Origin of the sequence: Nocardiopsis terrae (assembly GCF_014651695.1) — a bacterium.
Taxonomy (GTDB): Bacteria; Actinomycetota; Actinomycetes; order Streptosporangiales; family Streptosporangiaceae; genus Nocardiopsis; species Nocardiopsis terrae.
The window spans coordinates 252,850-277,065 of record NZ_BMXJ01000003.1 but is presented as its reverse complement, the minus strand read 5'-3'; the positions used below and the strand labels follow the sequence as shown (position 1 = coordinate 277,065).

The 24,216-nt window shown below is 73.6% G+C and carries 16 protein-coding genes; 6 read left to right on the top strand and 10 right to left on the bottom strand.

Annotation, left to right across the window (positions count from 1 at the left end; all coding sequences use genetic code 11):
• Positions 1–67: 67 nt before the first annotated feature.
• The 3 genes from IE195_RS09050 to IE195_RS09040 all read left to right on the top strand — a co-directional run bounded on the left by IE195_RS09050 (position 68) and on the right by IE195_RS09040 (position 5,401).
• The gene (locus IE195_RS09050; RefSeq protein WP_191269566.1) at positions 68–1,636 is read left to right on the top strand and encodes a serine/threonine-protein kinase; all 1,569 of its coding nucleotides are present in this window, start codon (positions 68–70) and stop codon (positions 1,634–1,636) included.
• Between the two features lie 112 nt (positions 1,637–1,748).
• Positions 1,749–4,358 carry a molybdopterin-dependent oxidoreductase gene (locus IE195_RS09045; protein WP_191269564.1) on the top strand — a complete coding sequence of 870 codons (2,610 nt, stop codon included), beginning with the start codon at positions 1,749–1,751 and terminating at the stop codon, positions 4,356–4,358.
• A complete protein-coding gene (locus IE195_RS09040; RefSeq protein WP_225942440.1) occupies positions 4,355–5,401 on the top strand; it encodes an FAD binding domain-containing protein in 1,047 nt (348 codons plus the stop codon). The genes IE195_RS09045 and IE195_RS09040 overlap by 4 nt, the downstream gene beginning before the upstream one ends.
• A 97-nt stretch (positions 5,402–5,498) precedes the next feature.
• Here IE195_RS09040 and IE195_RS09035 read toward each other — a convergent pair whose 3' ends face one another.
• Positions 5,499–7,718 carry a molybdopterin-dependent oxidoreductase gene (locus tag IE195_RS09035; protein ID WP_191269562.1) on the bottom strand — a complete coding sequence of 740 codons (2,220 nt, stop codon included), beginning with the start codon at positions 7,716–7,718 and terminating at the stop codon, positions 5,499–5,501.
• 145 nt (positions 7,719–7,863) lie between these two features.
• Between IE195_RS09035 and IE195_RS09030 the strand changes: the two genes are divergently transcribed.
• Complete coding sequence (locus IE195_RS09030) at positions 7,864–9,273, top strand: sigma 54-interacting transcriptional regulator (protein ID WP_191269560.1); 1,410 nt, start codon at positions 7,864–7,866, stop codon at positions 9,271–9,273.
• Between the two features lie 4 nt (positions 9,274–9,277).
• Here IE195_RS09030 and IE195_RS09025 read toward each other — a convergent pair whose 3' ends face one another.
• From IE195_RS09025 to IE195_RS08995, 7 genes are all read right to left on the bottom strand, one after another.
• Entirely contained in the window at positions 9,278–9,955 is a 678-nt protein-coding gene (locus IE195_RS09025) for a peptidoglycan recognition protein family protein (RefSeq protein WP_191269558.1), read from the bottom strand.
• Positions 9,956–10,015: 60 nt separating this feature from the next.
• On the bottom strand, positions 10,016–11,677 hold the full coding sequence (locus IE195_RS09020) for a hypothetical protein (protein ID WP_191269556.1): 1,662 nt from the start codon (positions 11,675–11,677) through the stop codon (positions 10,016–10,018).
• A 29-nt stretch (positions 11,678–11,706) separates the two neighbouring features.
• On the bottom strand, positions 11,707–12,942 hold the full coding sequence (locus IE195_RS09015; RefSeq protein ID WP_191269554.1) for a hypothetical protein: 1,236 nt from the start codon (positions 12,940–12,942) through the stop codon (positions 11,707–11,709).
• A gap of 156 nt (positions 12,943–13,098) precedes the next feature.
• On the bottom strand, positions 13,099–14,409 hold the full coding sequence (locus IE195_RS09010) for an RNA polymerase factor sigma-54 (RefSeq protein ID WP_191269552.1): 1,311 nt from the start codon (positions 14,407–14,409) through the stop codon (positions 13,099–13,101).
• 15 nt (positions 14,410–14,424) lie between these two features.
• Complete coding sequence (locus tag IE195_RS09005) at positions 14,425–15,756, bottom strand: hypothetical protein (protein ID WP_191269550.1); 1,332 nt, start codon at positions 15,754–15,756, stop codon at positions 14,425–14,427.
• 247 nt (positions 15,757–16,003) lie between these two features.
• The gene (locus IE195_RS09000; protein WP_191269548.1) at positions 16,004–16,954 is read right to left on the bottom strand and encodes a D-alanine--D-alanine ligase family protein; all 951 of its coding nucleotides are present in this window, start codon (positions 16,952–16,954) and stop codon (positions 16,004–16,006) included.
• Positions 16,955–17,010: 56 nt separating this feature from the next.
• A complete protein-coding gene (locus IE195_RS08995) occupies positions 17,011–18,243 on the bottom strand; it encodes an aminotransferase-like domain-containing protein (RefSeq protein WP_191270474.1) in 1,233 nt (410 codons plus the stop codon).
• Positions 18,244–18,797: 554 nt separating this feature from the next.
• Between IE195_RS08995 and IE195_RS08990 the strand changes: the two genes are divergently transcribed.
• Complete coding sequence (locus IE195_RS08990) at positions 18,798–19,364, top strand: hypothetical protein (RefSeq protein WP_191269546.1); 567 nt, start codon at positions 18,798–18,800, stop codon at positions 19,362–19,364.
• Between the two features lie 290 nt (positions 19,365–19,654).
• Here IE195_RS08990 and IE195_RS08985 read toward each other — a convergent pair whose 3' ends face one another.
• Both IE195_RS08985 and IE195_RS08980 read right to left on the bottom strand, forming a co-directional pair.
• Positions 19,655–20,965, bottom strand: coding sequence for a GAF domain-containing protein (locus tag IE195_RS08985; protein ID WP_191269544.1), 1,311 nt, complete (start codon positions 20,963–20,965; stop codon positions 19,655–19,657).
• Between the two features lie 369 nt (positions 20,966–21,334).
• Entirely contained in the window at positions 21,335–22,981 is a 1,647-nt protein-coding gene (locus IE195_RS08980; RefSeq protein ID WP_191269540.1) for a PucR family transcriptional regulator, read from the bottom strand.
• 257 nt (positions 22,982–23,238) lie between these two features.
• Here IE195_RS08980 and speB point away from each other — a divergent pair, with 257 nt between their 5' ends.
• A complete protein-coding gene (gene speB, locus IE195_RS08975; protein WP_191269538.1) occupies positions 23,239–24,198 on the top strand; it encodes an agmatinase in 960 nt (319 codons plus the stop codon).
• Positions 24,199–24,216: the final 18 nt, after the last annotated feature.

The window sequence follows — 24,216 nt, the reverse complement described above, 5'->3', positions numbered from 1 at the left end:
CTCCCGACCGTCCCAGTCAGCACAGGAGGACGCGGCCGGCGGCTTCCCCTCTGACAGGACGTCCACCATGCCTGTTCCGTTACTGCCTTCGGATCCCTCACACATCGGCCCCTACACCGTGCGGGCCCGCATCGACAGCGGCGGCCAGGGCACGGTCTACCTCGCACACGCGGCGGACGGCTCCCCGGTCGCCGTCAAGGTACTGAGCGGGACCTGGCCGGGTGAGGGCCGGCAGAGGGAGCGTTTCGCCAAGGAGTTGGCGGCCGCGCGCAGGGTCGCCCCGTTCTGCACCGCGGCGGTCGTGCACGCGGACATGGACGCCGAGACGCCCTTCATCGCCAGCGAGTACGTGCCGGGCCCCACCCTGGGCTCCGCGGTGCGCGGCGAGGGGCCCCGCACCGGCCCCGCGCTGGACCGCCTGGCCATCGCCACGGCCACGGCGCTCAGCGCGGTGCACGAGGCCGGGGTGGTGCACCGGGACCTCAAACCGGGCAACGTCATCCTGGGCCCGGACGGCCCCCGGGTGATCGACTTCGGTATAGCGCGTCTGGTCGACGCCACCCGGCAGACCACCACGGTGACCGGGACCCCGGCCTACATGTCCCCGGAGCAGATCCGGGGTGCTCCGGCGGGCCCGGCGGGCGACGTGTTCTCGTGGGCCGCGGTGATGGCCTACGCCGCCACGGGACGCCAGGCCTTCCCCGGGCAGGACACGATGGCGGTGATCGACCGCGTACTGAAGTGCGAACCGGAGCTGGAGGGTGTGCCCGAGCGGCTGCTTCCGGTGCTGCGGGCGTGTCTGGCCAAGGATCCGACGGCCCGCCCCACCGCGTTGGAGGTCCTGGTCATGCTGATCGGGCGGGGTGAAGAGCAGGCGGCCCCGCCGGAAGCCACCCTGCTGCTGACCCGGGTGAGCACGGCGGTGGACGAGGGCAGGGCGCGTATCGGCCGGGCCGCCGCGGAGGACGACGGGCGGCGGCCGGGCGCGCAGGTGCGGGGCCCGAAGAACGACGGGGCCGGTGGGGCGGAGGGGGCCGGTGAGACCGGTGGCGGCGTCACCGAAACCCGGGGCGCTCACGTGCGGGGCGCCGTGGAGGCGGGCCCCCGGCGACGGGGCCCGGCCGGGTGGATCACCGCGGGCGCCCTGGTGGTGCTGGCCGTACTCGGCGGGCTGCTGCTGTGGACCTTCCTGGGTCCCCTTTCCGAGGTGGCGCCCGCCGGGTCGACCCCACCGGTCCGGACGGTCCAGGACAGCCCGAACGGAGAACCGGAGCCGGTCACCGGGGAGTCCACGGCCGGCACCGGCGAAGGCGCGGGTGAGAGCACGAGTGAGAGCACGGGCACCCGCGGGGGCGGCCCGGCCACCTCGCCCGAGGAGGCCGGGCCGCCGGACTGCCAGGCCGATCCGCACGCCTGGGACTGTCCTCCGACGGCGCCCGCCACCTGCGAGCACGAACCCTGCGGCGATCCCACCGAGGGTGGCGCCGACGCCGTCGGCGCCGAACACGGCGATACGGAAGGCGGTGCTGGGGGCGGCCCGGACGGCGGCGCGGACACCGGCGGGGACCACGGCGCAGAGAAGACCGACGGGCCTCCCCCTCCCCCCGCCCGTGAGAGCACCGCGGAGGAGGCGTGAGCGGGCGGCGGGGCAGCCCTGCGGCGGTCCGTCGCGAAAACCTTTGACAGCGAGCTTTCCCAGCCCCTAAGTTGACGCTGACAACTTAACTCTCCGTCAAGGGAAGCCGCCCATGGGCATCCGCGTCAACGGCGCACCCTCATCCGCACCCGACGACCCCGGCCCCAGCGCCGCCGAACACCTCCGCGACCGGCTCGGCCTGACCGGCACCAAGATCGCCTGCGGCTCCGGCGTGTGCGGGGCCTGCACCATCCTGGTGGACGGCACACCCGCCGCCTCCTGCCTGCTGCCCGCCGACCACCTGGCGGGGCGCGACGTCACCACGGTGGAGGGGCTGGACGGCCGCCACCCCGTCCAGCGCGCCTTCGCCGCCCACGACGGCCTCCAGTGCGGCTACTGCACCCCGGGCTTCGTCCTGGAGGCCTCCGTGTTCGTGGACGCCTGGCGCGCCGAACACGGCGACACCCGCCCCGACCGCGCCACCGTCGCCGATGCCCTGGCCGGACACCTGTGCCGCTGCGGCGCCTACGAGGGGATCTTCGCGGCCGTGGCCGCCGCCTGCGCCGGCGAGTTCGACACCGAAGCCGACCAGGCCCCGCCGCGCGCCGACGCCCCGGCCAAGGTGACCGGACGCGCCCGGTTCACCGCCGACCTCGCCCCGCCCGGAACCTGGGAGGGGGTGATCGTGCGCTCCACCGTCCCGCACGCCCGCGTACTGAAGGTCAGCGCCGATGCCGGGCCCGACGGCGCCCCGGCGCCCCTGGCCGACCTGCTCGGCGAGGACCGCCTCGTGCGCTACGTCGGCCAGCCGATCGCGGCGGTGGCCGCGCCCACCCGGGCGGCCGCCAAGGCGCTCGCGAAGGCGGTGCGGGTGGACCACGAACCCCTGCCCGCCGTGACCGACCCCGAGGCCGCACGCTCCCCGGACGCGCCCGTGCTCTACCGCACGAAACAGGAGCGCGCCGCCGCGCCCACCTACGGCGAGGCACCCACCCCCTCGGCCCCCTGGAACGGCAACGTGCGCGGACCCGGCGTCCTGAGCTGGCGCGGACCCACCGCCGTGGCCCGGCTGCGCGACGCCTCCCGCAGGGGGGACCCGCTCCTGGTCGCCGAGGAGTACACCACCGCCACCCAGGTGCACAGCCCGCTGGAGCCGCACGTGAGCGTGGCCTCCTGGGCCGACGGCGACCTGTACCTGCACGTGTCCACCCAGTCGGTCAGCAAGATCGCGGACAGGGCCGCCAAGCGCTGGAACCTGCCCCGGGAACGGGTGCACCTGGTGACCGAGTACGTCGGCGGCGGATTCGGGGCCAAGAACTCGCTGTCCCCGGACGTGGTGGCCGCCGTGGAACTGTCCAGGCTGAACGGTGTCCCGGTACGGGTGTCCCTGGACCGGTCCGAGGAGCTGACCGACGCCGGCCACCGGCCCGGGACCCGCACCCGGGTGGCACTGCTGGCGGGGCGGGACGGCTCCCTCCGTGCCATGAGCGTGGACTCCTACGGCGACGGCGGGGTCTCGGTGGGCTCCAACGCCGCCGTCCTGGCCGCGCTGATGTACGGCCGCTCGCCCCGACGGGTGCGCGACTTCGACGTGGTGACCAACCGACCGCCGGGCGAACCCATGCGCGGCCCCGGCGGGCCGCCGATGGCCTGGGCACTGGAGCAGGCCGTGGACACCATGGCGCGGCGGCTGGGCGAGGACCCGCTGTCACTGCGCCGCCGCTGGGACGGCAACCCCAAACGGCGGGCCCTGTACGAGCGGGTCGCCGAGCTGCCGCTGTGGCGGGACCGCCCGCGCGGGAAGCGCACCGGCAGGTTCCGGCGCGGGGTGGGGCTGGCCGCCGCGGGCTGGCCCTACCTGCTGGCGCCCCGGGCCCGGGTGGAACTGGTGGTGGAGGGCGGCACCCTGGTGGTGCGTTCGGCCACCCAGGACATCGGCACCGGTATCCGGAGCGTGCTCGGCGACGTGGTCGCCGACCGGCTCGGGACGGACGCGGCGAACCTGCGGGTGGAGATCGGACAGAGCTCCTCGGTACACGGCACCGGTTCCTTCGGCAGCCGCACCACCACCTCCATGGGGCCGGCCGCCGCCGACGCCGCCGACCGGCTGCGCGAGGCCCTGCGCGAGCTCTCCCCCGACGTACCCGCGAGCGGTCCCGTCCCCGAGCACGCCCTCAAGGAGGCGCTCGCCGCCGCAGAAGGGGTGAGCGTGGTCGGTGAACGCGGCCTGGACCGCTGGGGACAGCTCACCCCGGACATGGCGGACCTGGCCGTGGGGCGCGGTATGAGCGGCGCCGTACACGTGATGGAGGTGGAGGTGGACACCCTGCTCGGGCGGGTACGGCCCGCCCGCTGCTGGGCGGGGATCGCCGCCGGGCGCATCTACTCCGAGCGGCTGGCCCGCAACCAGTGCGAGGGAGCGGTGGTCCAGGGCGTGGGGTACGCGCTCTTCGAGGAGCGGCGCGACGACCCCGCCTCGGGCGTGGTGCTCTCCGACAACCTGGAGGACTACCGCATCCCGGGGATGGGCGACGTGCCCGAGACCGAGGTGTACTTCCACCAGGAGGGGTTCGAGCACGTGGTCGGCGGCGGGATCGGCCTGGGCGAGGTCTCGGTGGTGGGTGTGGCGGCGGCCCTGGGCAACGCCGTGTACGACGCCACCGGGCACCGGCAACACGACCTTCCCCTGCGTCCGGACCGACTGATCGGAGACCAGCGTTGACCACCGTGCGACAGACCGAGTTGACCACCAGCCGCCCCACGAGCGTGGCCGAGGCCTCCCGGGAACTGGCCGGGGGCGGTGCGCTCCCGCGTGCCGGGGGCACCGACCTGGCCGCCTGCCTGGAGGTCGGCGCCATCGCTCCCGGCCCCCTGGTGGACCTGTTGGACGTGCCCGGTCTGCGCGGTTGCCACTGGGCCGGGGACGGAGCGGTACGGATCGGCGCGATGACCACCGTCGCCGAGCTGGGCACCGATCCCCGCCTGGCCGGGCTCCACCCGGGGCTGGCCGCCGCGGCCCGGGCCCTGGCCACCCCGCAGATCCGGGGAACGGCCACCGTGGGCGGCAACCTGCTCCAGCGCAACCGCTGTTCCTACCTGCGCAACCCGGCCTTCGACTGCTTCCAGACCGGGGGCGGGACGTGCCCGGCGCGTTCGGGCGACCACCTGCGCGGTGTGGTGGTGGACCAGGGACCGTGCGTGGCCCCGCACCCCTCGTCGCTGGCGGTGGCGCTGCTGGCCTACGACGCGACCGTGCACGTCGCACGGGGGCGCGGGTCCGGACCGGGCGCGGACGCTCAGTCCCCGGAAACGGCGGAACTGGGTGTGGCGGAACTGTACGACGGCACCGACCCCACCGGTGACCACGTCCTGGCCCCCGGCGACCTGCTGACCGCGGTGGCGCTGCCAGCCCCGGTACCGGGTGAGCGCGCCGCCCACCTGCGGGCCGCGGGGCGGTCCCGGGCCGAATGGCCCCTGGTGGAGGCGGTGGTCCGGACGGAGTGCGCCGACGGCGGCACCGGTCCGGTGGTCCGTGCGGCGGTGGCGGTGGGCGGGGTGGCCCGTACCCCGCTGCGCCTTCCCGGGGTGGAGGCGGCACTGGTCGGCGCGGTCCCGGGCGAGGAGGCCGGTGCGGCGGTCGTCGGTGCCCTGGAGGGGCTCGCCGAACTCTGTTCCCCGCTGCCCGCCACCGGGTACAAGGTCCCCTTGCTCCAGTCGACCGTCCGGGGTGTAATCGAACAGGCCCTGGCGGCTCCGAACCGGTGACACGGGCTCGGAGCGCGGCCCCGGGGCTCCGGGCCGGGCGGGCCGCCGTGGCGTGGCGGCCCGCCCGGCCGGTGACCGGCCCCGGGGGCCGGCCGGGTCACTGGTGCGCGAGCACCGAGACGGGGATCCCGTTCAGGACGGCGTTGCCGGAGAGCGGGTCCACCACCGAGGGGTCGGTCACGGCGTTGACGTTCACGCCCGGGTTCTGCGCGGCGACCGAGAGCCGGGTGCCCCGTACGCCGTGCCCCCAACCGTGCGGCAGGCTCACCACCCCCGGAGCGACGGTGTCGGTGCACTCCACCGGGGCCTGCACCGCGCCCGCACCGCTGCGTACCGTGGCCGTTCCACCGTCCGACAGGCCCAGGCGGGCGGCGTCCTCGGGGTGCACGTGCAGGGTGCAGGTGTTGCTGCCGCCGTTCAGCCGGGGCACGTTGTGTCCCCAGCTGTTGTTGGAGCGCAGGTGCCGTCGGCCCACCAGCACCAGGGACTCGCGGCGCTCGGCCAGTCCGTCCCGCAACCGGGCGACGTCCTCGGCGATCGGCGGCGGGCAGGCCTCGATGCGGCCGGAGGCGGTGGCCAGGATCCCGGGCACCCGGGGGCGCAGCGCCCCGAGGTCGATGCCGTGCGGCGCGTCCAGCAGCGAACGCAGGGTGAGGCCCTCCGGGCGGGCGCCGAAGGCGTCGCCGTAGGCGCCCAGGCGCAGGAACAGGTCGACGCGGCGCTCGGCCCAGCTCCCCCGGGGCAGGAGGGCGGCCAGCTCGGCCGGGTCGCGTCCGTGCACGGGGGACTCCGGGTCGGCCACGGCCCGGGCCAGCAGCCGCGCGATCTCGGCCTCGTCCACGGTGTCGGGGTCGGCGTCGGGGCCCTGGCCGGCGGCGATCTGAACGAGCCGGCGCAGGATCTCGCCCTCGTCGGCCTCTCCTTCGCCCAGCGGCAGGGCCGGGGGCGAGTAGCGGACGTTGTTGCGCACCGAGAGTTCGTTGAAGGCGAGGTCGAAGTGGCTGGAACGGCTGGGCGGGGCGGGCGGGAGGATGACGTGCGCGTGCCGGGTGGTCTCGTTGAGGTAGGGGTCCACACTCACCATGAACTCCAGGTCCGGCAGCGCGGTGCCGAGGCGCTCCCCGCCCGGGGTGGACAGCACCGGGTTCCCGGCGACGGTGACCAGGGCCCGGACCTGCCCGGGGCCGGGGGTGGCGATCTCGTCCACCAGGGTCACGGCGGGGAACTCGCCCTTGGCCTCGGGCAGGCCCCGGACGCGGCTGTGCCAGCGTCCGACCCGGAAGGGCCGGGTACGGCCGGAAACGGGGCCGCGGTGCGCCGGCTGGGGGAACATCGCACCGCCGGGCCGGTCCAGGTTCCCGGTGAGCAGGTTGAGCACGTCCACCAGCCAACTGGTCAGCGTGCCGTACTGGGCGGCGGTCGTACCCAGGCGCCCGTAGACCGCGGCGCTCGGCGCGGCCGCCAGGTCGCGTGCCAGGCCGCGGATCTGCTCGGCTCCGATCCCGCACACCGGGGCGACCGCCTCGGGGGTGAACGCCTCGGCCAGGGCGCGGAGCTCGTCCAGGCCGTCGGTGTGTTCGGCGAGGCCCCCGGGGTCGGCGAGGTTCTCGGCCACCAGGGTGTGCACCATGGCGAAGAGCAGGTAGGCGTCGCTGCCCGGGCGGACGGGGACGTGCTCGTCGGCGAGGTCGGCGGTGCGGGTGCGGCGGGGGTCGACCACGACCAGGCGGCCTCCCCTGGCGCGCAGCGCCTTGAGCCTGCCGGGGAAGTCGGGGGCGGTGCACAGGCTGCCGTTGGACTCCAGCGGGTTGGCGCCGAGCATCAGCAGGTGGTCGGTGCGGTCCAGGTCGGGGACGGGGATGGCGTACGGGTCGCCGAACATCAGCCCGCAGGAGACGTGCTTGGGCATCTGGTCGACCGTGCTGGCGCTGTAGACGTTGGTGCTGGCGATGGTGCGCGCGAGCAGGCTCGAGTAGAGCTGTCCGGCCAGCGTGTGCACGTTCGGGTTGCCCAGGTAGCTGGCCACGGCCTGGCGGCCGTGCCGTTCGATCACGCCGGTGAGTCCGGCGTCGACGGCGGCGAAGGCCTCGGGCCAGTCGACCTCGCGCCAGTGCTCCCCGTCGCGGATCATGGGCCGCCGCAGCCGGTCGGGGTCGTTGTCCAGGGCGGGGAGGGTGGCGCCCTTGGGACAGACGAACCCGGCACTGAACACGTCCTGACGGTCGCCGCGTGCGCCGGTGAGCCGCCCCGCGTCGATGGTCAGGGTCAGGCCGCAGGTGGCCTCGCACAGCGGACAGATCCGCAGGGCCGTTTCCATGGGGGACTCCCTTTCACATACCGAACAGTCGGTTTGTAGGGGACCCTACCGCTGGGCAGCGTGTCCGTCGATGCCTCCCCTCCGGCTCGGACGTATCGTGAACGTGCTGTGACGCCGCGCCCGAATGCCGTGGAGGGAGTCTGCGGTGCCCGACGAGAGTGTTCGCGCACCCTTCTGGTTCCGCGCCGTCACCGGACCCGGCGCCCACGTGTCCGGCGTCCGCGCGGCGCTGGCCGCCGGGGGCTTGGACCCGAGGCCCTGGGAACCGGGTGTGCCGGGCCCGGGGGTGCTGCTGTACACCTCGCTGGACGGGGAAGCCCGGGCGGCCCTGCGCGAGGTCCGCCACGGCGGCCGGGTCCTCGCCCTGTGCCTGGCCCGTGAAGGGGTCCGCACCGCCGAGGCCTGGGCCCTGCTCCGGAGCGGGGCCCAGGACGTCATGGCCTGGGGTGAGGGCCGGGACGCCGACGTCGCCGCCGTCCTGTCCCGGATGGTCCGCTGGCGCCGTGTGGAGGAGCTGATGGACTCCTCGGCCGTACGCGACAACCTCGTCGGAGGCAGCACGGTGTGGCGGTCGGTGCTCGAGGACGTGGTCGAGACCGCCTACTTCACGGACAACCCGGTGCTGCTGACCGGGGAGACCGGAACCGGCAAGGAGTTGGCGGCCCGGCTCGTCAACGCCCTCGACCAGCGGTCGGACCGAACGCCCCTCGTCCTCGTGGACTGCACGACGATCACCCCGACACTGGCGGGGAGCGAGTTCTTCGGGCACGAGAAGGGGAGCTTCACGGGCGCGCTCTCGGCCCGTGACGGTGCCTTCGCACTGGCCGACCAGGGCACCCTCTTCCTCGACGAGGTCGGTGAACTCCCACCGGACCTGCAGGCCGAACTCCTCCGGGTCATCCAGGAGGGCGCCTACAAACGGGTCGGCGGGAACACCTGGCGCTCCACGCGGTTCCGCCTGGTCTGCGCGACCAACCAGGACCTGGAGGAGTGTATCCGCCAGGGACGGTTCCGCGGCGACCTCTTCTACCGCATCGCCGCGTCACGGTTCCACCTGCCGCCGCTGCGCGAGCGCCCCGACGACGTCCTCCCCCTCGCCGACCACTTCCTGGAACAGCTGATACCCGGACACCCCCGTCCGCACTTCGACCCGGCCGTCCGGGACATGCTGGTGGGTCTGCGCTATCCGGGAAACGTCCGCGAACTCCGACAGCTGGTGGCGCGGATCGCCGCACGCCACGCCGGATCCGGGGCGATCACGGCGGGGGCCGTTCCCCCCTCAGAGCGGCCCCGCCAGGACCCCGACCCGGTCGACCGCTCCCTGACCGCGCCCCTGCGGCTCGCCGCGGTGCAGGGGGTGACGCTGGCCGAGGTCACCGAGGCGGCCCGGAACGAGATGATCGCGCTGGTGATCGCGGACGAGACGGAGCGGGGCCGTCCGGGGCGGCTGCGCCGGGCCGCGGACCGCCTCGGGGTGAGTGTGCGAACCCTCCAGATGTGGCAGCGCTCGCACTCCGCCCAGGCCGCTGGCGGTACCGGCGCGCCGGAGGCCTGAGCCCTCACCCGGCGGGCTCGCGACCCCAGTTCCGCCACCGGTCGGGGATGGCGTTGGCGCCCTTGAGGTGGAAGCCCGGGCCGCCGTCCTTCAGACCCAGTGCGTCCACCCCCCACTGGCCGACGTTGTACCAGATGTCGGGCCCGGGACAGTTCTCCCGTGTTCCGCTGGCCTGCCGGTGCGCCAGGACGTGGGTCAGGCCGATCTCCCCGCGCAGGTGGCGCAGCAGTCCTCGGCCAGCCGCCACCTGGGCCCTGGTCAGCTGGTGGCAGCCGAACCTGTCCGGCCGCCAGCACCTGCCCCGGACGTCGGGCAGGTTGCCCGCGAACTCGACGGCCACGCTGCCTGAGTTGAACCCGTTGGACGCGAACAGGTAGGTGGTGACCGGATGGAGCCTGGCCGCCTTCCCGTCCGGGGTGATGACGAAGTGCGCCGTAACCGTGTCGTACCCGGCCAGGTCGTCACCGCGGCTGAACGCCATCTGGTGCAGGACCAGGGCGTAGACGGAACCGGCCGGTCTCGGCGCCGGACGCTTCTTCGTGGACTTCGCGAAACGGGTGCGGTCCTGGACGGTGAAGCCCGACGGGAAGGGCCACCAGGAGAGGAAGTCCTCCTCGCCCGGTGGTTCCTCAGCGGCGAGCAGGGCGTCGATCGGCCGCCTCCCGGCACTGTGGTGGGTCATCTGGAACTCCTCGGTCCGTCATGGTGCCGACGCGGCCGCGTCGGCACCATGACGGGTGTGTCAGCCGGAGGACGCCGCCCGGGGCCCCTCTCGCCGGGCCAACAGCTCGGACGGTTCGGTGTAGCGGATCCTCATCTGCTCGGCGTGGATGGTGTCGGCGGACAGGTCCACACCGGTGGCGGAACGGTAGGCGTGGATGTAGCCCTGGATCTCCGGCCGCCAGAACCGTGCCCAGTTGGAGGCCCTGTTGACGTCGGAGGCGTCCACCCAGTCGTCGTAGCGGACCGAGAGCAGGATCTGCTCGCCGAAGACGGCCAGGTCCCGGAAGTGCGAGACCCCGGCCGTCGGCCACCCCTGCAGGGAGGCCATCGTCTCCACCCGGCCCATCCAGGGTTCCGCGTAGGGGACCATGGCCCGCCCGCCCAGGAAGTCACGCATCTCCGGGCGGGCCAGGAGCCACTGCATGATCAGCATCTCCTGCCGTGCCTGCCAGGGCAGGTCCCCGAACTGGTTGTGCGCTCCCTGCGCCAGGATCAGGTGCAGTTCCTTGAGCGCGTTCAGCAGCGGGAACCCGTCAGCGCGGTAGTTGGTGTCGTCGTCCTCCTTGAAGAACACCGTCGCCAGGTGCATCAGGTTGTGGAAGGCCTCCAGGAACCTGCTGCGGCTGTCGGCCGTGCGCATCTGGGGCACCGCCTTGCCCCGCAGCCGCAGCCCGTAGTGGTGGTCGTACTCGTAGGCGCGGCGCAGCACGCTCAGCCGGCGCGACTCGTCCTGGATGTACCCCCAGATCAGGTTGTTCAGCGGACGCAGGGGGTCGATCTCCAGGTTGGCGAGCGGGTTGCCCCGGCCGACCACCCGGTTCTGGAAGCGCATGCTGACCGCCTGCATGGTCTGCACGAGCATGCCCTGCTCCTGCCAGTACGACCAGATGAGCTCCAGCAGGCAGTCCGGGGACAGGCGCGAACGGACGATGCCGTAGCGCCCGGGCGGGGCGCTGCCCTTGAGCGGAAGCTCGGCGAGGGCCCGGATGATCCGCTCGGTGTACGGCAGCACCTTGCCCCGGGAGGCGCCGTTCTCCTCCGTGAGATCGACACCGTTCTCCTGCGCGAGGTCGACCAGGTACCGCTTCCGGTAGCTCTCGTCGAGCTCCTGGAAGTCGGCGAGGTCGTGGTGCCGCAGCCGCTTGACGCTCTCCTCGTTCGCGGCCTCGGTGGATCGCGCCCTCTCCCGGGCGGTACCCACCTCGCACATGAGGAACTTCTCCGTGGCCTCGCGCAGGTGCTCGTAGGCGTCGGCTCCGAAGTACGGCGACCGTGCCGTGCCCCCCGGGCCCCCGTCCTCGGCGGAGTCGTACTCCTCGGAGAACACCCTGTTCAGGTAGGCGTCGTAGGCGTCGTAGGAGAGCGCAGCCGAGCGCTCGCGGATCTTGGCGAAGAGCAGTTCGTTGGACGTGTCCACGTCCTCCTCGCGCTGCGTGGTGACCGGGCCCTCGATCTTCACGCGCCTGGGCTCGGTGAAGTTCACGCGCCTGGGCTCGTCGAAGACCGGTTCGGCGGCCCCGGCGATCGCGAGCACCTGCCGGACCTGCTCCTGCTTCGTGCGGGCCGGCTTCTCGTCGCCGTGCTCGCTGATGATGTCTGCCAGCAGGGCCTGGCTCAGGCTCTCCGCCACCGTGGAATCGTCGCGGATGAGCCAGAGCAGGCGCCTGGTCGTGTCGGACATCGTGCTACCCCCTCTCGGGTCCGTACCGGTCAGACTCCGGTGATGATGATGCTGCGGCCGCGGCGCACCCAGCGCCCCGAGCGGGGCGTGGTGGCGAGCTCCGACTCAGCGCGCACCAGACCGGGCGCGTACCGGCCCGCCGCGGCTTCGAGCGCCTGGCGCGCCGCGGCCTCCGGTTCCAGGTCCGGCGGCGTCAGGGCGGCCTGGACGGCCGCCTCGTTGGCCAGGCGCACGAACCTGCGGGCCACCTCGAACTCCTGGTCCTCGGGTGAGAGGCCCTCCAGTTCCAGCTCGAACATGTTCCCCGCGGCCGAGCCGAGCGCTGCCCCGGCCGTACCGCCCAGGGGCCCGCCGAGCGCCGTTCCGGCGGCGCCCCCGGCGATCGGCAGCGCCTTCCTGGCGACCCCCTTCAGGACGCCGGCCATCTTCTTGGCGACGGGCTTGCGCACGGCCCGCTTCACGGCCCGGCCCGCGCGTTTGGCGATCTTGCCCAGGAACTCGTCGAGGTCGGCGTCGGTGCCGGCCTCCAGCACCTCGGCCGCCAGTTCCAGTTCCTCGCCCTCGTCCATGTCCTCGGTGCCGCGGAAGGCCTCAACGGCTTCGGCGTCCTCGTCGGAACCGTCGTCCTGTCCGCCGTTACCGGAGTCCTCCGGGAACCCGAACTCGTCCACCGGCTCCCCTCCCCCGGACAGCGAGCGTCCGGTACCGGAGAAGGCCCCCTGTTCACGGGCCGCCCTCAGCGCCGCGGTCAGCGCCGCCTTCCCGGGGTCCTCGCCCTGCCCCGCCTGCGCGGCCAGACGCGCGGTGTCACCGGCGAAGCGCACCAGGCCGCGGGCGACCTCCAGGCTGACCTCCTCGTCCACCCCGCCGAACTCCATCTCGCCCTGCCCCGCCCGGTCCAGCACGGCCTGGGAGATCCGCCGGCCGATACGCTCTCCGGCGCTACCGGACCCCAGGCGCCGACCGACCGTTCGGCCGACGGCTCCGCCCAGGTTGGGGATGGCCTTGCGCGCCGCGCTCCCGATCGCGTCCCTGACCAGGCCTCCGGCCGCCCGGCCGACGTCGGAGCGCAGGGCGCGACCGGCGGTCTTCGCCGCGCCCTTGAGGACCTTGCCGATGAACTGGTCGAGTTCGGCGGGGTCCTCCACGGTGATGAGCTCGTAGGCCAGTTCGGTCTCCTCGGTGGAGGTGTCGGACGGAGCCCAGCCGTCGGGCTCCTCCGTCTGGGCCGCGTACTCCATACGAATCAGATCGAGGTCGTGCATCGGTGATCCCTCCTCGCGCAACGGATGCCCTTGCACTCCACTGCCGCAAGAGGCGTGCCACGGGCCCGGGGACCAGAACGCGCAACGGCTCGCGCACGGGTCGGGCTGCGGGGGCGAAAACGCGCAACGGGCTGCGCGACGGCGCGGACCCGCCGTTCAGCCGCGCTCGGAGGCGCAGGCGAACCCGAGCTGGAGGCGGTACTTGACCACCGTGCGCCGGGCGACGCTGTGTCCGCGCCGGGACAGTTCCGCGGCCAGTTCGGCGTCCGTGAGCGGGCGCCGCTCCGCCTCGAGGATGGTTCGCAGCTCTTCACGCACGCGCGGCGCGGTGGGGAAGAAGTCCGCGAACGGAACCACCGTCCCCGAGGGCAGGAGCACCCGGCGGTCCCTGACCGCGCGCCCCACGGTGGACTCGTGCAGGCCCAAGCGGTCGGCCAACGCGGCCCTGGTCAGCGGGCGCAGGCCCGCGGCCCCGTGCAGCACGAACTCCCGCTGGTGGTCCACGGCGGCCTCCGCCACCGCGCGCATCGTCTCCCACCGCCGTGAGACCCGGTTCAGGAAGGTCCGGGCCGCCGCAACGGCGCCCCGGACGTACTCGGCCTCGGCCTCTCCCGGGCCCTGACCGCACGCGAGCCGCGCGAAGCGTTCGTCCAGGCCCAGGCGCACCCGGTCGGCCTCCACGACCCGCACCGCGACGGAGGAACCGTCCGAGAGAACGGCCAGGTCGGGAATCGCGAACGGCACCGGCTCGGAGCACTCCCCGTCGACGTCCAGGACAGGATAGGGGTGCAGGGCCGTGCGGATGAGGTCCCTGGCCGCGGCCACCTCGGCCGGGTCCCTGCCCAGCGCACGCGCCGCGGCCGGGACACCGCCCCGGGTGAGCGGGCCCGGTTCCGCCACCACCTCGCGGGCCAGTTCCACCAGGGGAGAGTCCCCGAGTGCGGCCAGGTCGAGCAGCAGGTGCTCACCGAGGCTCGTCGCGGCCGCGCCCGGGCACGTCAGCGAGCGCAGTGCGGCGACCACCCGGTCCACGCGCCGCCGGTCGACGTCCAGGGCTCCGGCGATCTCCGCGGGCCCGGTGTCAAGGATGCCGTGCTCGTCCAGGCTCGCCACCACGTAGCGGGCCACCCGGGCCTCGGCTCCGGGGAGTGCGGCACAGAGGTCGCGCAGGAGGACCTCGGCGGTGGTGACCGTGGCGGGGGCGTACTCGCCGGGGTCGGAGGTGAGTGTGCGGTCCGTGTCCGCGCGCCGCCGACCGGGTCGGCAGCACGGCCCCGGAACGACGCCGCCGCACACCGGGCAGGGGGCGTCGACGCGCTCGAGCGCCGGATTGGCGTCGAGTTCGGCGGCCACGGCCGCCTCGAACCCGGTCGCGTCCAGCGCGAGTAGCTGCGCGGCCAGGACCTGTTCGGGTGAGCAGCGCGCCTCCATACGAGCGAGGGGCACCTGCCCCATGACAAGGTGCATGGCGACCTCCACGCCTCAGCCCCGGTCAGGTATCGAGCATCTCACGTGCCGCGCGGGGCAGGCGGGCACGGCCGGGTCGGCGGCGGCCCGCTCCCGGCCCAGGGCGCGGCCGAACGCCCAGGAGCGCAGCAGCCCCTCGACCAGGCGGCCCTCGTCACGGGGGCCCACCGTCCCGTCGGCCTTGGCCTGTCCGACCACGGCGAAGGCCAGGGAGGGCGACAGGAGGGCCGCGGTGCGGGGGTCGCGCCGCCACCGCTCGGCGATCGCCGCGAGCCGCTGCGGGGTCCGGTCCGTGAGCGCCATCGCCTGGGCCAGTGTCCGTGGGCCCAGCGCGGACGACCGGTGCCCGGCCAGCAGTTCCACCAGTTCGGGGATGGTGGCCGCCAAACGCGCGAACTCCTCCCGTCGGCCGGAGCCGAGGGGGTAGAGCTCGACCCAGGTCCGGCGCAGGCGCTCCCACTGCGGGTGGGGGTACAGGCGTGCGCCGACGGCGGCGCTCAGCAGCACGCGGATCCAGGGCGGTGGGTGCGGGTCGTCCGTTCCCCACCGGAAGACGAAGGCCCTGGGCAGGCTCACCACCTGGATGAGGCCGAGCGTGCTGCACACGCCGACACTCGCCACGGCCCACAGGTCCGGGATGATCTCCCCCAGCCACCGCTCCCACAGGCGCCAGACCGCACGGTCGCGCGCGGGCGCGTCCGCCGCGTGCAGCGCCACCTCCCCGGCCACGGAATCCCTGAGTCCGAGCAGGGCGTCGCCCTGGTGGCCGACCTCGTGCATGAGGGAGGAGGCGACGCCGCTGCCGATCATCCGCTCGCGGGGGACGCGCACGATGGCGACCGGGTTCTCGGCCCCGCCGGGCAGCCGGGTCCTGGCGCGGCGGATGGCGGCCCCGGGGCCGCGGTCGAGGTAGCACGCGACCTCGGGCAGGCGCTCCCGCACCCCCGGTGCCACGGTGCCGGTCCGCAACCCGTCCGCCGCCGCGACGTCCAACCCGGCCAGCCACACACCCGTTCCGTGCTCGCTGCGCTGGGTGACCACGTCGGCGAACAGGTCGAACTGGGACAGCAGGGTGTTGAACTCCAGGCGCAGGACGACGAAGGCCCGCTGGGCACGGGCGGCGTCGGCCTCCCCCGCGTCCGACCGCAGCCACGACAGGTAGCGCTTGATCCGTCGGCGGAGCCGGGCCTGGCCGTGGTGCAGGAAGTACTCCAGCCGACACAGCGCACGCGGGTGGAGCGCGGCAGCCGGGACCATGGTCTCGCTCAGGGAGAACGGCTGCACGTGTTCCAGCCGGACCAGCAGGGCGACGGCCTCCGACTCCAACATCGAGAGGGGGCTGCCCACCGGCGGTCCCGTTCCCGCCGGGGTACACGCGGACGCCCGCGGCCATCGCACCCGGTCCATCGTCGCCTCCCAGGTCGGCAGTGGGGTCGCCCCGCCACCCGCACCGGGCGGCGGTACACCTGGAGGCCGCAAGATCCGTGCCAGGGCCCGGGCCGGGGTTTCCCCTGCGCCCGGGGCCCGCCCTGCTCGGCCGGTGAGGGTGTGCCCCCGCGGCCCGTCACACCTGCGACGTGTCCGGGAACGGCTCCTAACCGCGCAGGTAGGCCTGGTGGGCGAGTTCGCGGCACACGAGGGCGAAGTCCAGCCCCGCGGCGGCGGCCGCCATCGGGAACGTGGAGGTCTCGGTCAGGCCGGGGGCGACGTTGGTCTCCAGGAAGATCGGCTCGCCGCCGGCGTCCACGATGAGGTCGGTCCGGGAGAAGTCGCGCAGCCCCAGGGTGCGGTGGGCGGTCAGGGCCACCTCGGTGGCGGCGGCCAGGACCGGCTCCTCCAGCCGGGCCGGGCAGAAGAACTCGGTGCGGCCCGCGGTGTAGCGGGCAGCGTAGTCGTAGACGCCGCCGTCCGGGACGATCTCCACCGGAGGCAGCGCCACGGGGCCCTCCCCGGTGTCGAGGACGCCGACGGCCAGTTCGGTGCCCTGGACCTGCTCCTCCACGAGAGCGGAGTCGCTGTAGGCGAAGCAGGAGACCAGCGCCGCCGACAGGTCGCTGACCGAGGCCACCGGGGTCGCGCCGAAGGCGGAACCGCCGCGGTCGGGCTTGACGAACAGCGGCAGACCGATCCGGTCGGCGAGACGGCCCAGCAGCGCGGGAGCGCCCAGGTCGTGGAAGGCCGACTTGGGCAGGGTGGCGCCGCGCGGCACGCGCACGCCCTTCTCGGAGAGCAGGGCCTTGGCCGCGGGCTTGGTGTAGGCCAGGCGGCAGGCGTCGGGGCGGGCGCCCACGTAGGGCGCGCCGACCAGTTCCAGGACCTCGCGGATCGCGCCGTCCTCCCCGGCGGCCCCGTGCAGGACGGGGAAGACCACCTGGGGCGGGTCGGCGGCGAGCCGGTCCAACAGACCGGAGCCGACGTCGGCGACCTGCACCTCGACGTCGAGTCGGCGCAGGGCCTCGGCGACGCTGCGGCCGGAGTGGACACTCACCTCGTGTTCGGGGGACAGGCCTCCGGCGAGAACGAGAACCCGGTCAAGGTCAGCCACGGCGCGGACCTCCTTCTGTGCTGCTGTCATGGTGCTCTTGGCCTTACGCGGGGATGTCAGGGCAGGTCAGGGGTGGGTGCCTGGCTGCCTTCGGTGGTCGGGGTGATCGCGGGGCCGAACGTGTCGCGCAGGTCGATCTCGCCCTCGATCGCGGTGACGAGGCGTCGCACGCCCTCACGGATCTGCTCGGGGGTGGGATAGCAGAAGCTCAGGCGCATGCTGTCACGGCCGCGGTCGTCGGCGTAGAAGCCGGTGCCGGGCACGTAGGCCACGCGCTCGTTGACGGCGCGCGGCAGCATCGCCTTGGCGTCGATGCCCTCGGGCAGGGTGGCCCACACGAAGAATCCGCCCTCGGGCCTGGTCCACGTGCACCCCGCGGGCATCATCGCTTCCAGGGAGCCGAGCATCGCGTCGCGGCGCTCACTGTACATGGAGTTGAAGGCCTTGATCTGTTCCTTCCAGGGGAAGGTCTTCAGGTAGCGGCGGACCACGAGCTGGTTGAACGTGGAGTGGCTGAGCATCGCGGACTCCGCGGCCAGGACCAGCTTGGCGCGCACGGCCGAGGGGGCCAGGGCCCAGCCGATGCGCAGGCCCGGGGAGAGGGTCTTGGAGAACGAGCCGAGGTAGATGACGTTTCCGTTGCCCTGGGAGTACAGGGTGGGTTCGGGTTCGCCGTCGTAGCGGAGCAGGCCGTAGGGGTTGTCCTCGATGACGAGCACGTCGTGGCGCTCGCAGGCCTCCATGACCCGGGCGCGGCGCTCGGCGCTCATCGTGATGCCCGCGGGGTTCTGGAAGTTGGGGATCGTGTAGAAGAACTTGGCCGGTCGCCCGTCCAGTTCGGCGCGGACGAGCGCCTCCTCCAGCTCCTCGGGGACGACGCCCTGATCGTCCAGGCCCACGTGGCGGATGTCGGCCTGGAAGGCGGCGAAGGTGTTGATGGCGGTGACGTAGGTGGGGGCCTCGGTGAGGACGACGTCGCCGGGGTCGACGAAGACCCGGGTGAGCAGGTCCAGTGCCTGCTGGGAGCCGACCGTGACGATGACGTCGTCGGGGCTGGCCCGGACGCCCTCGAGCGTCATGTAGTCGCAGATCTGCTCGCGCAGGACGGGGTCCCCCTGGGCCGACCCGTACTGCAGGGCCGTCGCGCCCTCCTCGGAGACGACGTCCTTGACCAGGTCGCCGAGCTGTTCGAGGGGCAGTGCCGCGACGTTGGGCATACCGCCCGCGAGGGAGACGATCTCCGGTCGGGACGCGACGGCGAAGAGTGCCCTGACCTCCGATGCGACCATGCCCTGTGCTCGGAGTGCGTAGCGGCTGACGTGCGGGTCGATACGCGAACCCTGCTGGCTGGGCTGCTGCTCTCGGTGGTCAGCGGACACGATCCACCTCCGAAGGAAGGACGGTCTGTGGGGCCGTCGGTACGGGACGATCCGGGGATCGTCGTTGGTCCCTGGTTCGACGCCTCGTCGGGCCCCCTGGTTCACCGGATGCTCCCGTTGACGGCTGGGCCCCGGGCGCTCTCCGGTGGGGTGTTCGACTTGTGCGAACCGTGTTCGAACACGGTTCGGTAAATGTCCCGAGTGTAGCCCAGCGGTGGTGCGGGCGCGTTCGATCGGGGCTTTCCGCCCGCTGGTCAAACGCCCCGTGACCGCGGGGCCACCGGGTGTTCCATCGGGCAAGGTACCCCGATGAGTGGTGCGACTCACAGGAGGATGACCAGAACATTGAGCACTTTTCACACTTTCACACCGAGTCGGACATAGGCCGATTGGAGACCATCAGCGACATTGGTCCGGTGGACCGCGTTTCCGGATGGGGAACGCAACCGACCCGGGGGGAAGCCATGGGAGTCCGCTCGACCGCCGTCACCGCGTCGATGGCACTGCTGCTGTGCGCGACGCTCACCTCGTGCTCGACCGAGGAGGCACCGGAGCAGGAGGCCGACACCGCTCTGCTGGAGCTGGAGCAGGCCGCCGACGCCCTCTCCGTGACGATCCTGCGCCCCGGCGCCGAGCGCGCCTTCGCCCGCAAGGGCCACCCCGTGGACGGCTCGCTCAGCTGCACCACCGCGCCCGCCGACGGCCCCTCCCCGGATCCGTCCGAGGGCGGCGGGGAGTCGGTCACCGCGGACGGGGCGCGGGCCACCGCGGCGGATCAGGAGGCGACCGAGGGCGCGCCCCGGGTTCGGGGCGGCCGCCTGGAGGTGTTCTGCACCGGGCAGAGCCGTACCGGTGAACAGGTCAGCTTCGAGGGCCGACTGCGGCGCGGGGCCCTGGCCGAACGTGAGGAGGGCGACGACAGCCTGCGCGGTGACTTCACCGGCCGCGTCGACGGGGAGGAGGTCTTCGCCATGGACTGTTTCCAGTGCTCACCGACGCCCTCGCAGGCCTCGGAAGGCGACGGGGGCTGAGCCCGGCCGGAGCAACAGTACGGCCCGGAGGCGCCGGTGCCTCCAGGCCGTACCGTCATGTGCGCGGGGCCCCGGAGGTTCCCCCGGTCCTTCCGGAGCTCCAGCCCGTCGCGCGTCCGCGTTACGCCCCCGCTACCCCCCTCAAGGCAGGAAGGACGCGGAGCGCCCCGCACCGGTGAACAGCCGCCGTGCCCTCTCTTGCCCGGAAGCCGCCCACCGATGGGCGGGCCGCGCACCACCAGTTGATCCCATCCGGACCGGAGCGGCAACGGTTGCAACAGGTTGCGGAGTCATCGCCCAGAGCAATCAAAAAGGTCCTCGGGGCGGGTGCGGTCCCTCAGTGCCCGCACCCCTGGCGCCAGCGAACCGGGCAGCAGGTCCAGTGGCGAATCGGGGCCCAGGACACGAACGCGCACCTCGTCGGAGAACCGGTAGGGACGGCTCTCGATCACCCCGCCCAGGTTGCGCCGGACCCGGGAGAGCTCGGCCCGCACCGTCACCACGTGTTTGTCGGAGCCGAACACGTCCCGGGACAGCTGGACCGCGGAGCGCCCCTCCCGGTGCACCGCCAGCAGCAGGAGCAACTCGGTGTGGCGCGGGGACAGTCGCTGGACCCACTCACCGCTGTCCCCGGCCACCGACACCGAGGGGGTGCCGGGCCGGGCCAGGTCCAGGGTGACGGTGGAGGGGGCGGCCCCCTCCACCGGTCGGGGGCGGACCAGCCATCCGCCCGGCAGCGGTTCCAGGGCGCACTCCCCCAGTCCGGGGAGCCAGGCGGTGCCGCTCTCACAGTGTTTGGGCAGGAGCACCCGCCGGACCGGTTCCATGTGGACCGCGGCCGCGGTCCACCCCGTGTCGTCCACGACCAGGGCGGGGCAGCTGAGCCCCGCCAGCAGCGGTGCGGCCACCGAGCGCAGCCGCTCCAGGTGGGTGTGGTGGATGCCCTGCAGGTGCGCCTCCGCCAGTTGGGCGACCGCGTTGACCAGGGCCAGGGTGGCGGGGTGGATGGTGGAGACCGGTCCGGTGACGTCGATGGCTCCGAGCAGGCGCCCGTCACGGGGGTCGTGCACGGGGGCGCAGGCGCAGGTGAGGGCGTGCAGGTTCCGGACGTAGTGTTCGGCCGAGTAGACCTGGACCGGCCGTCCCACCACGAGAGCGGTCCCGATGGCGTTGGTCCCGGTACTGCCCTCGTTCCAGTAGGCGCCCTCGACCAGGCCGACCCGGTCCCCGACCGCACGCATCCGATGGGAGCCCTCCCGCCACAGCACCTGGCCGGCGGCGTCCGTGACCAGCATGATGTGTTCGGCCTCGTCGGCCACCGAGACCAGGGATCGGCGGATCAGCGGGAGGACCTCCGCGATCGGCGAGGCGTCCCGGTGGCGCTGGAGTTCGTCCAGCCGGGCCATCCTCGGCGGTGGTGCGCTGTCCGGGTCGATACCGAAGCGACGCATCCGCCCCCAGGAGTCCTCGATCACCGGGCGCAGCGGGGCGGGTGTCGGCCGTCCCGTGAGCAGCGCGTCGTGGACACGGCGGAGCAGGACGGCGTGTTCGCGTGCGTCCGCCCCGGAGGGCAGGGCCGTATCCAACAGAGGAAACGTCATCTGGTGTTCGGGGCGGACGCCCCCGTCGTCGAACGGGGGAAACCCCTACCTCCTTCTGTGTGGTGTAGGTGTCACCGTCAGCACGTGGGAACAGGCGGACGCACCCGCGGCCGGAGGCCCCGGACGGGCCCGTGGGCAGTGGTGGCGCTGAGGTCGAGGTCACCTCCTGGAGACCGGGGCCCCGTCACGCGGCCCCGGGCCCCGCCCGGTATCCACAAGTTTCCTGCCTCGGCTTCGGCGAGGCCAACAGAACCGGGATACTCGCTCGTTTCGGAAGGTTTTTCGGACAAACTCTTCTGTTTCCTGTGGGAACTGACGCCCGGGAAGTCCTTTTGGTCGGCCCCCGCCGCCGCGCACGGGTCCGAACGCTCACCCCGTTCCGGGGGCGCCCGGCCCCTCCTGTACGTACCGGGTGAGGGCGAACCAGAGCCTCATGCGCTGCTCGGCGTCGGCCAGGTCCGCACCCAGTTCCCGCTCGATCCGGCCGATCCGGTAACGGACGCTGTTTCGGTGGACGCCGAGGTCGGCGGCGGCGCGGTCCCAGTTCCCGTGGCGGGCGAGCCAGGCGTGCAGGGTCGCGCGCAGGGTGCGGGCCGCCTTGGTCTCACCGGCCAGCGGCCCCAGGAGGTCGCGGCTGAGACCGTGCGCCTCGGCGGGGTCCACCAGTGCCTCGAACGGGTCGGTGTCCCGGGCCCAGAGCATCGGTGCTCCCACCACACGGGCACGGGCCAGAAGAGAGGCCGCCTTCCGGTCGGACTCGGGCAGCTCCTGCGGCGGGACCGCCGGCCCGAACACGGCGACCCATCCGTGCGCTCGGAGCAGATCCAGGTGCTCGCGGTGGGCCGCCTCCTCCCGGTCGGTGAGCACGGCCCGCACGAGGGGCCCGCCGTCGGGGCCCGCGCCGTTCCCGGGCCGGTCGACCAGCTGTGTGCCCAGTGGGAGGTCCCCCGGAGCGGTGTTCCGCCCCCGGGCCAGGGGCAGGGCCCGCAGCACCCGGTAGGCGCCGGGTTCGCCGCCCCGGCCGTGTGCGTGCGCATGCGCCCGGTGCGCGGCCCCGGTTCCGGTGCCGCGCGGGTCCTGCCCCCGCCCCTGGTCGGCGCGTGCGTCCGCGAGTGCGGCGAGCAGGGGCGCGGTCTCCTCATCCGGGCCGCCGTCCAGCAGGAGCCGGGTCAGCAGCCGGCCGGGGACGGGAGGCTCCTCCTCGACCGTGCGGCAGAGCAGGTCGAGGAGGGCGGTGGCGGTGCGCAGGACGGCGCGGTCGGCGATGCCGAGCGGTTCGGGACGGCCCACCAGGACCACGCCCCGTTCCTCCGGCGGCACACCGACCGTGTGCAGGAAGACCTCGTCGTCGCCGCTGGGGGCCTTGGCGCTGCGCGGACCCGAGGGTGCGACGAGTTTGGCGAGCAGGGGGCGCAGGCCGGTGCCGGTCTCGGGGGGCGCGCCGGGGGTCCGGTGCGCGGGCACCGAGGGGTCCGAGGGTTCGAGGACGGCCCAGCCGCCGAGGGACTGGGCCAGCACCGCCAGTACCCGTTCCACGGGGTCGGCCGCGGTGACCGCGCGGGCCAGGGCCTGGTGGGACTCGCCCAGCCGACGCACGTCCCGCAGGTGGCGTTCCTCCAGTTCCTCGCCGACCGCGCGGCTGACCGCGGCGAAGGGCGTGGTCTGGGGCACCTCCAACAGGGACAGGCCCTGGGCGCGGCACTGCCCGACGAGCCGTTCCGGAACGACCGCGTGTACGGGGGCGAGGCCGAAACCGACGGCGCCGACCCCGGCCCGGACCAGGGATCGCACGTAGTCGCGGACCCCGTCGGAGGTGACGGGCAGGTTGACGCCGGCGGTGAGCAGCAGCTCCCCGCCGCGCAGGTAGGCGGCCGGTTCCACCAGTTCACTGGCCACGGCCCAGGTGATCGCGGGGTCCGACGCCTCGACCACGACGGTCAGGGCGAGGTCGCGGCGCCCCGCGATCTCGCTCAGGGGCACGTCGTGGCTGTCCGTCCCGCCCGTGCCGTCACCCATCCGGCTCCCCTTCCCGCTCCGCCGCGGCCCGCTCACCGCCCTCCTTGGATGGTTCGTCCAAGTTCCGGTCAACAATGGTGCGTTTCGACCACTGGAGCAGAGCCTACCGGCTGCCTACGCTGACGGGAGCACTGTGACCTGCGCCAACGTTGCCGCAGGTCGGGCCAGCCGTTCCTCCGGGAACGGCCGGCCCACGAGCACCTCCCACGAGAGCTGACACCGGCGTCAGACCACACCGACGAACAGGGACGGACCGCATGAACAGCCCGATCGGCCCCACCGACTCCAGCCTCGTCCCGCGTTTCGCGGGTCCGGCGACCTTCGCCCGGCTGCCCCGCATCGACCAGGTCGAGCGTGCCGACGTCGCCGTCGTCGGCGTGCCCTTCGACACCGGGGTGTCCTACCGGCCCGGTGCCCGCTTCGGCCCCTCCGCGATCCGTGAGGCCAGCCGCCTGCTGCGCCCCTACCACCCGGGCCTGGACGTGGCCCCGTTCGAGCAGTTCCAGGTGGTCGACGGCGGTGACATCGCCGTGAACCCGTTCTCCGTCGGCGACGCCGTGGAGACCCTGGACCAGGGCGCCTCGAAGTTCGTCGAGGCCGGAACCCGACTGGTCACCCTGGGCGGCGACCACACGATCGCGCTGCCGCTGCTGCGTTCGCTGTACCGGCAGCACGGCCCGATCGCCCTGCTGCACTTCGACGCCCACCTGGACACCTGGGACACCTACTTCGGTGAGCCCTACACGCACGGCACCCCGTTCCGCCGGGCCGTGGAGGAGGGCATCCTCGACACCGAGGCGATCGCGCACGTGGGCACCCGCGGGCCGCTGTACGGCAAGCGCGACCTGGAGGACGACCGCCGGTTCGGCTTCGGCATCGTGACCGCCACCGACGTGCTGCGCAAGGGGGTGGACGAGATCGCCGACGCGCTGCGCCAGCGGATCGGGAACCGCCCGCTGTACGTGTCCGTGGACATCGACGTCCTCGACCCGGCGCACGCCCCCGGAACCGGCACCCCGGAGGCCGGCGGAATCACCAGCCGCGAACTGCTGGAGATCCTGCGCGGACTGGCCGACCTGAACCTGGTGGGCGCCGACGTGGTGGAGGTCGCCCCGGCCTACGACCACGCCCAGATCACCTCTACCGCGGCCTCGCACGTGGCCTACGACCTGGTCAGCCTGTTGGCCCTCAACCACCGCGGGCAGACGGGAAGCTGAACCGCGCGGTCCCGCTCG

What these genes read in the sequence shown, in the direction of transcription:
- IE195_RS09015 (WP_191269554.1), bottom strand. Translation starts at nt 12,942, where the DNA reads ATGCACGACCTCGATCTGATTCGTATGGAGTACGCGGCCCAGACGGAG.
- IE195_RS09010 (WP_191269552.1), bottom strand. Translation starts at nt 14,409, where the DNA reads ATGCACCTTGTCATGGGGCAGGTGCCCCTCGCTCGTATGGAGGCGCGC.
- IE195_RS09045 (WP_191269564.1), top strand. Translation starts at nt 1,749, where the DNA reads ATGGGCATCCGCGTCAACGGCGCACCCTCATCCGCACCCGACGACCCC.
- IE195_RS08985 (WP_191269544.1), bottom strand. Translation starts at nt 20,965, where the DNA reads ATGACGTTTCCTCTGTTGGATACGGCCCTGCCCTCCGGGGCGGACGCA.
- IE195_RS08990 (WP_191269546.1), top strand. Translation starts at nt 18,798, where the DNA reads ATGGGAGTCCGCTCGACCGCCGTCACCGCGTCGATGGCACTGCTGCTG.
- speB (WP_191269538.1), top strand. Translation starts at nt 23,239, where the DNA reads ATGAACAGCCCGATCGGCCCCACCGACTCCAGCCTCGTCCCGCGTTTC.
- IE195_RS09025 (WP_191269558.1), bottom strand. Translation starts at nt 9,955, where the DNA reads ATGACCCACCACAGTGCCGGGAGGCGGCCGATCGACGCCCTGCTCGCC.
- IE195_RS09035 (WP_191269562.1), bottom strand. Translation starts at nt 7,718, where the DNA reads ATGGAAACGGCCCTGCGGATCTGTCCGCTGTGCGAGGCCACCTGCGGC.
- IE195_RS09050 (WP_191269566.1), top strand. Translation starts at nt 68, where the DNA reads ATGCCTGTTCCGTTACTGCCTTCGGATCCCTCACACATCGGCCCCTAC.
- IE195_RS09020 (WP_191269556.1), bottom strand. Translation starts at nt 11,677, where the DNA reads ATGTCCGACACGACCAGGCGCCTGCTCTGGCTCATCCGCGACGATTCC.
- IE195_RS08995 (WP_191270474.1), bottom strand. Translation starts at nt 18,243, where the DNA reads ATGGTCGCATCGGAGGTCAGGGCACTCTTCGCCGTCGCGTCCCGACCG.
- IE195_RS08980 (WP_191269540.1), bottom strand. Translation starts at nt 22,981, where the DNA reads ATGGGTGACGGCACGGGCGGGACGGACAGCCACGACGTGCCCCTGAGC.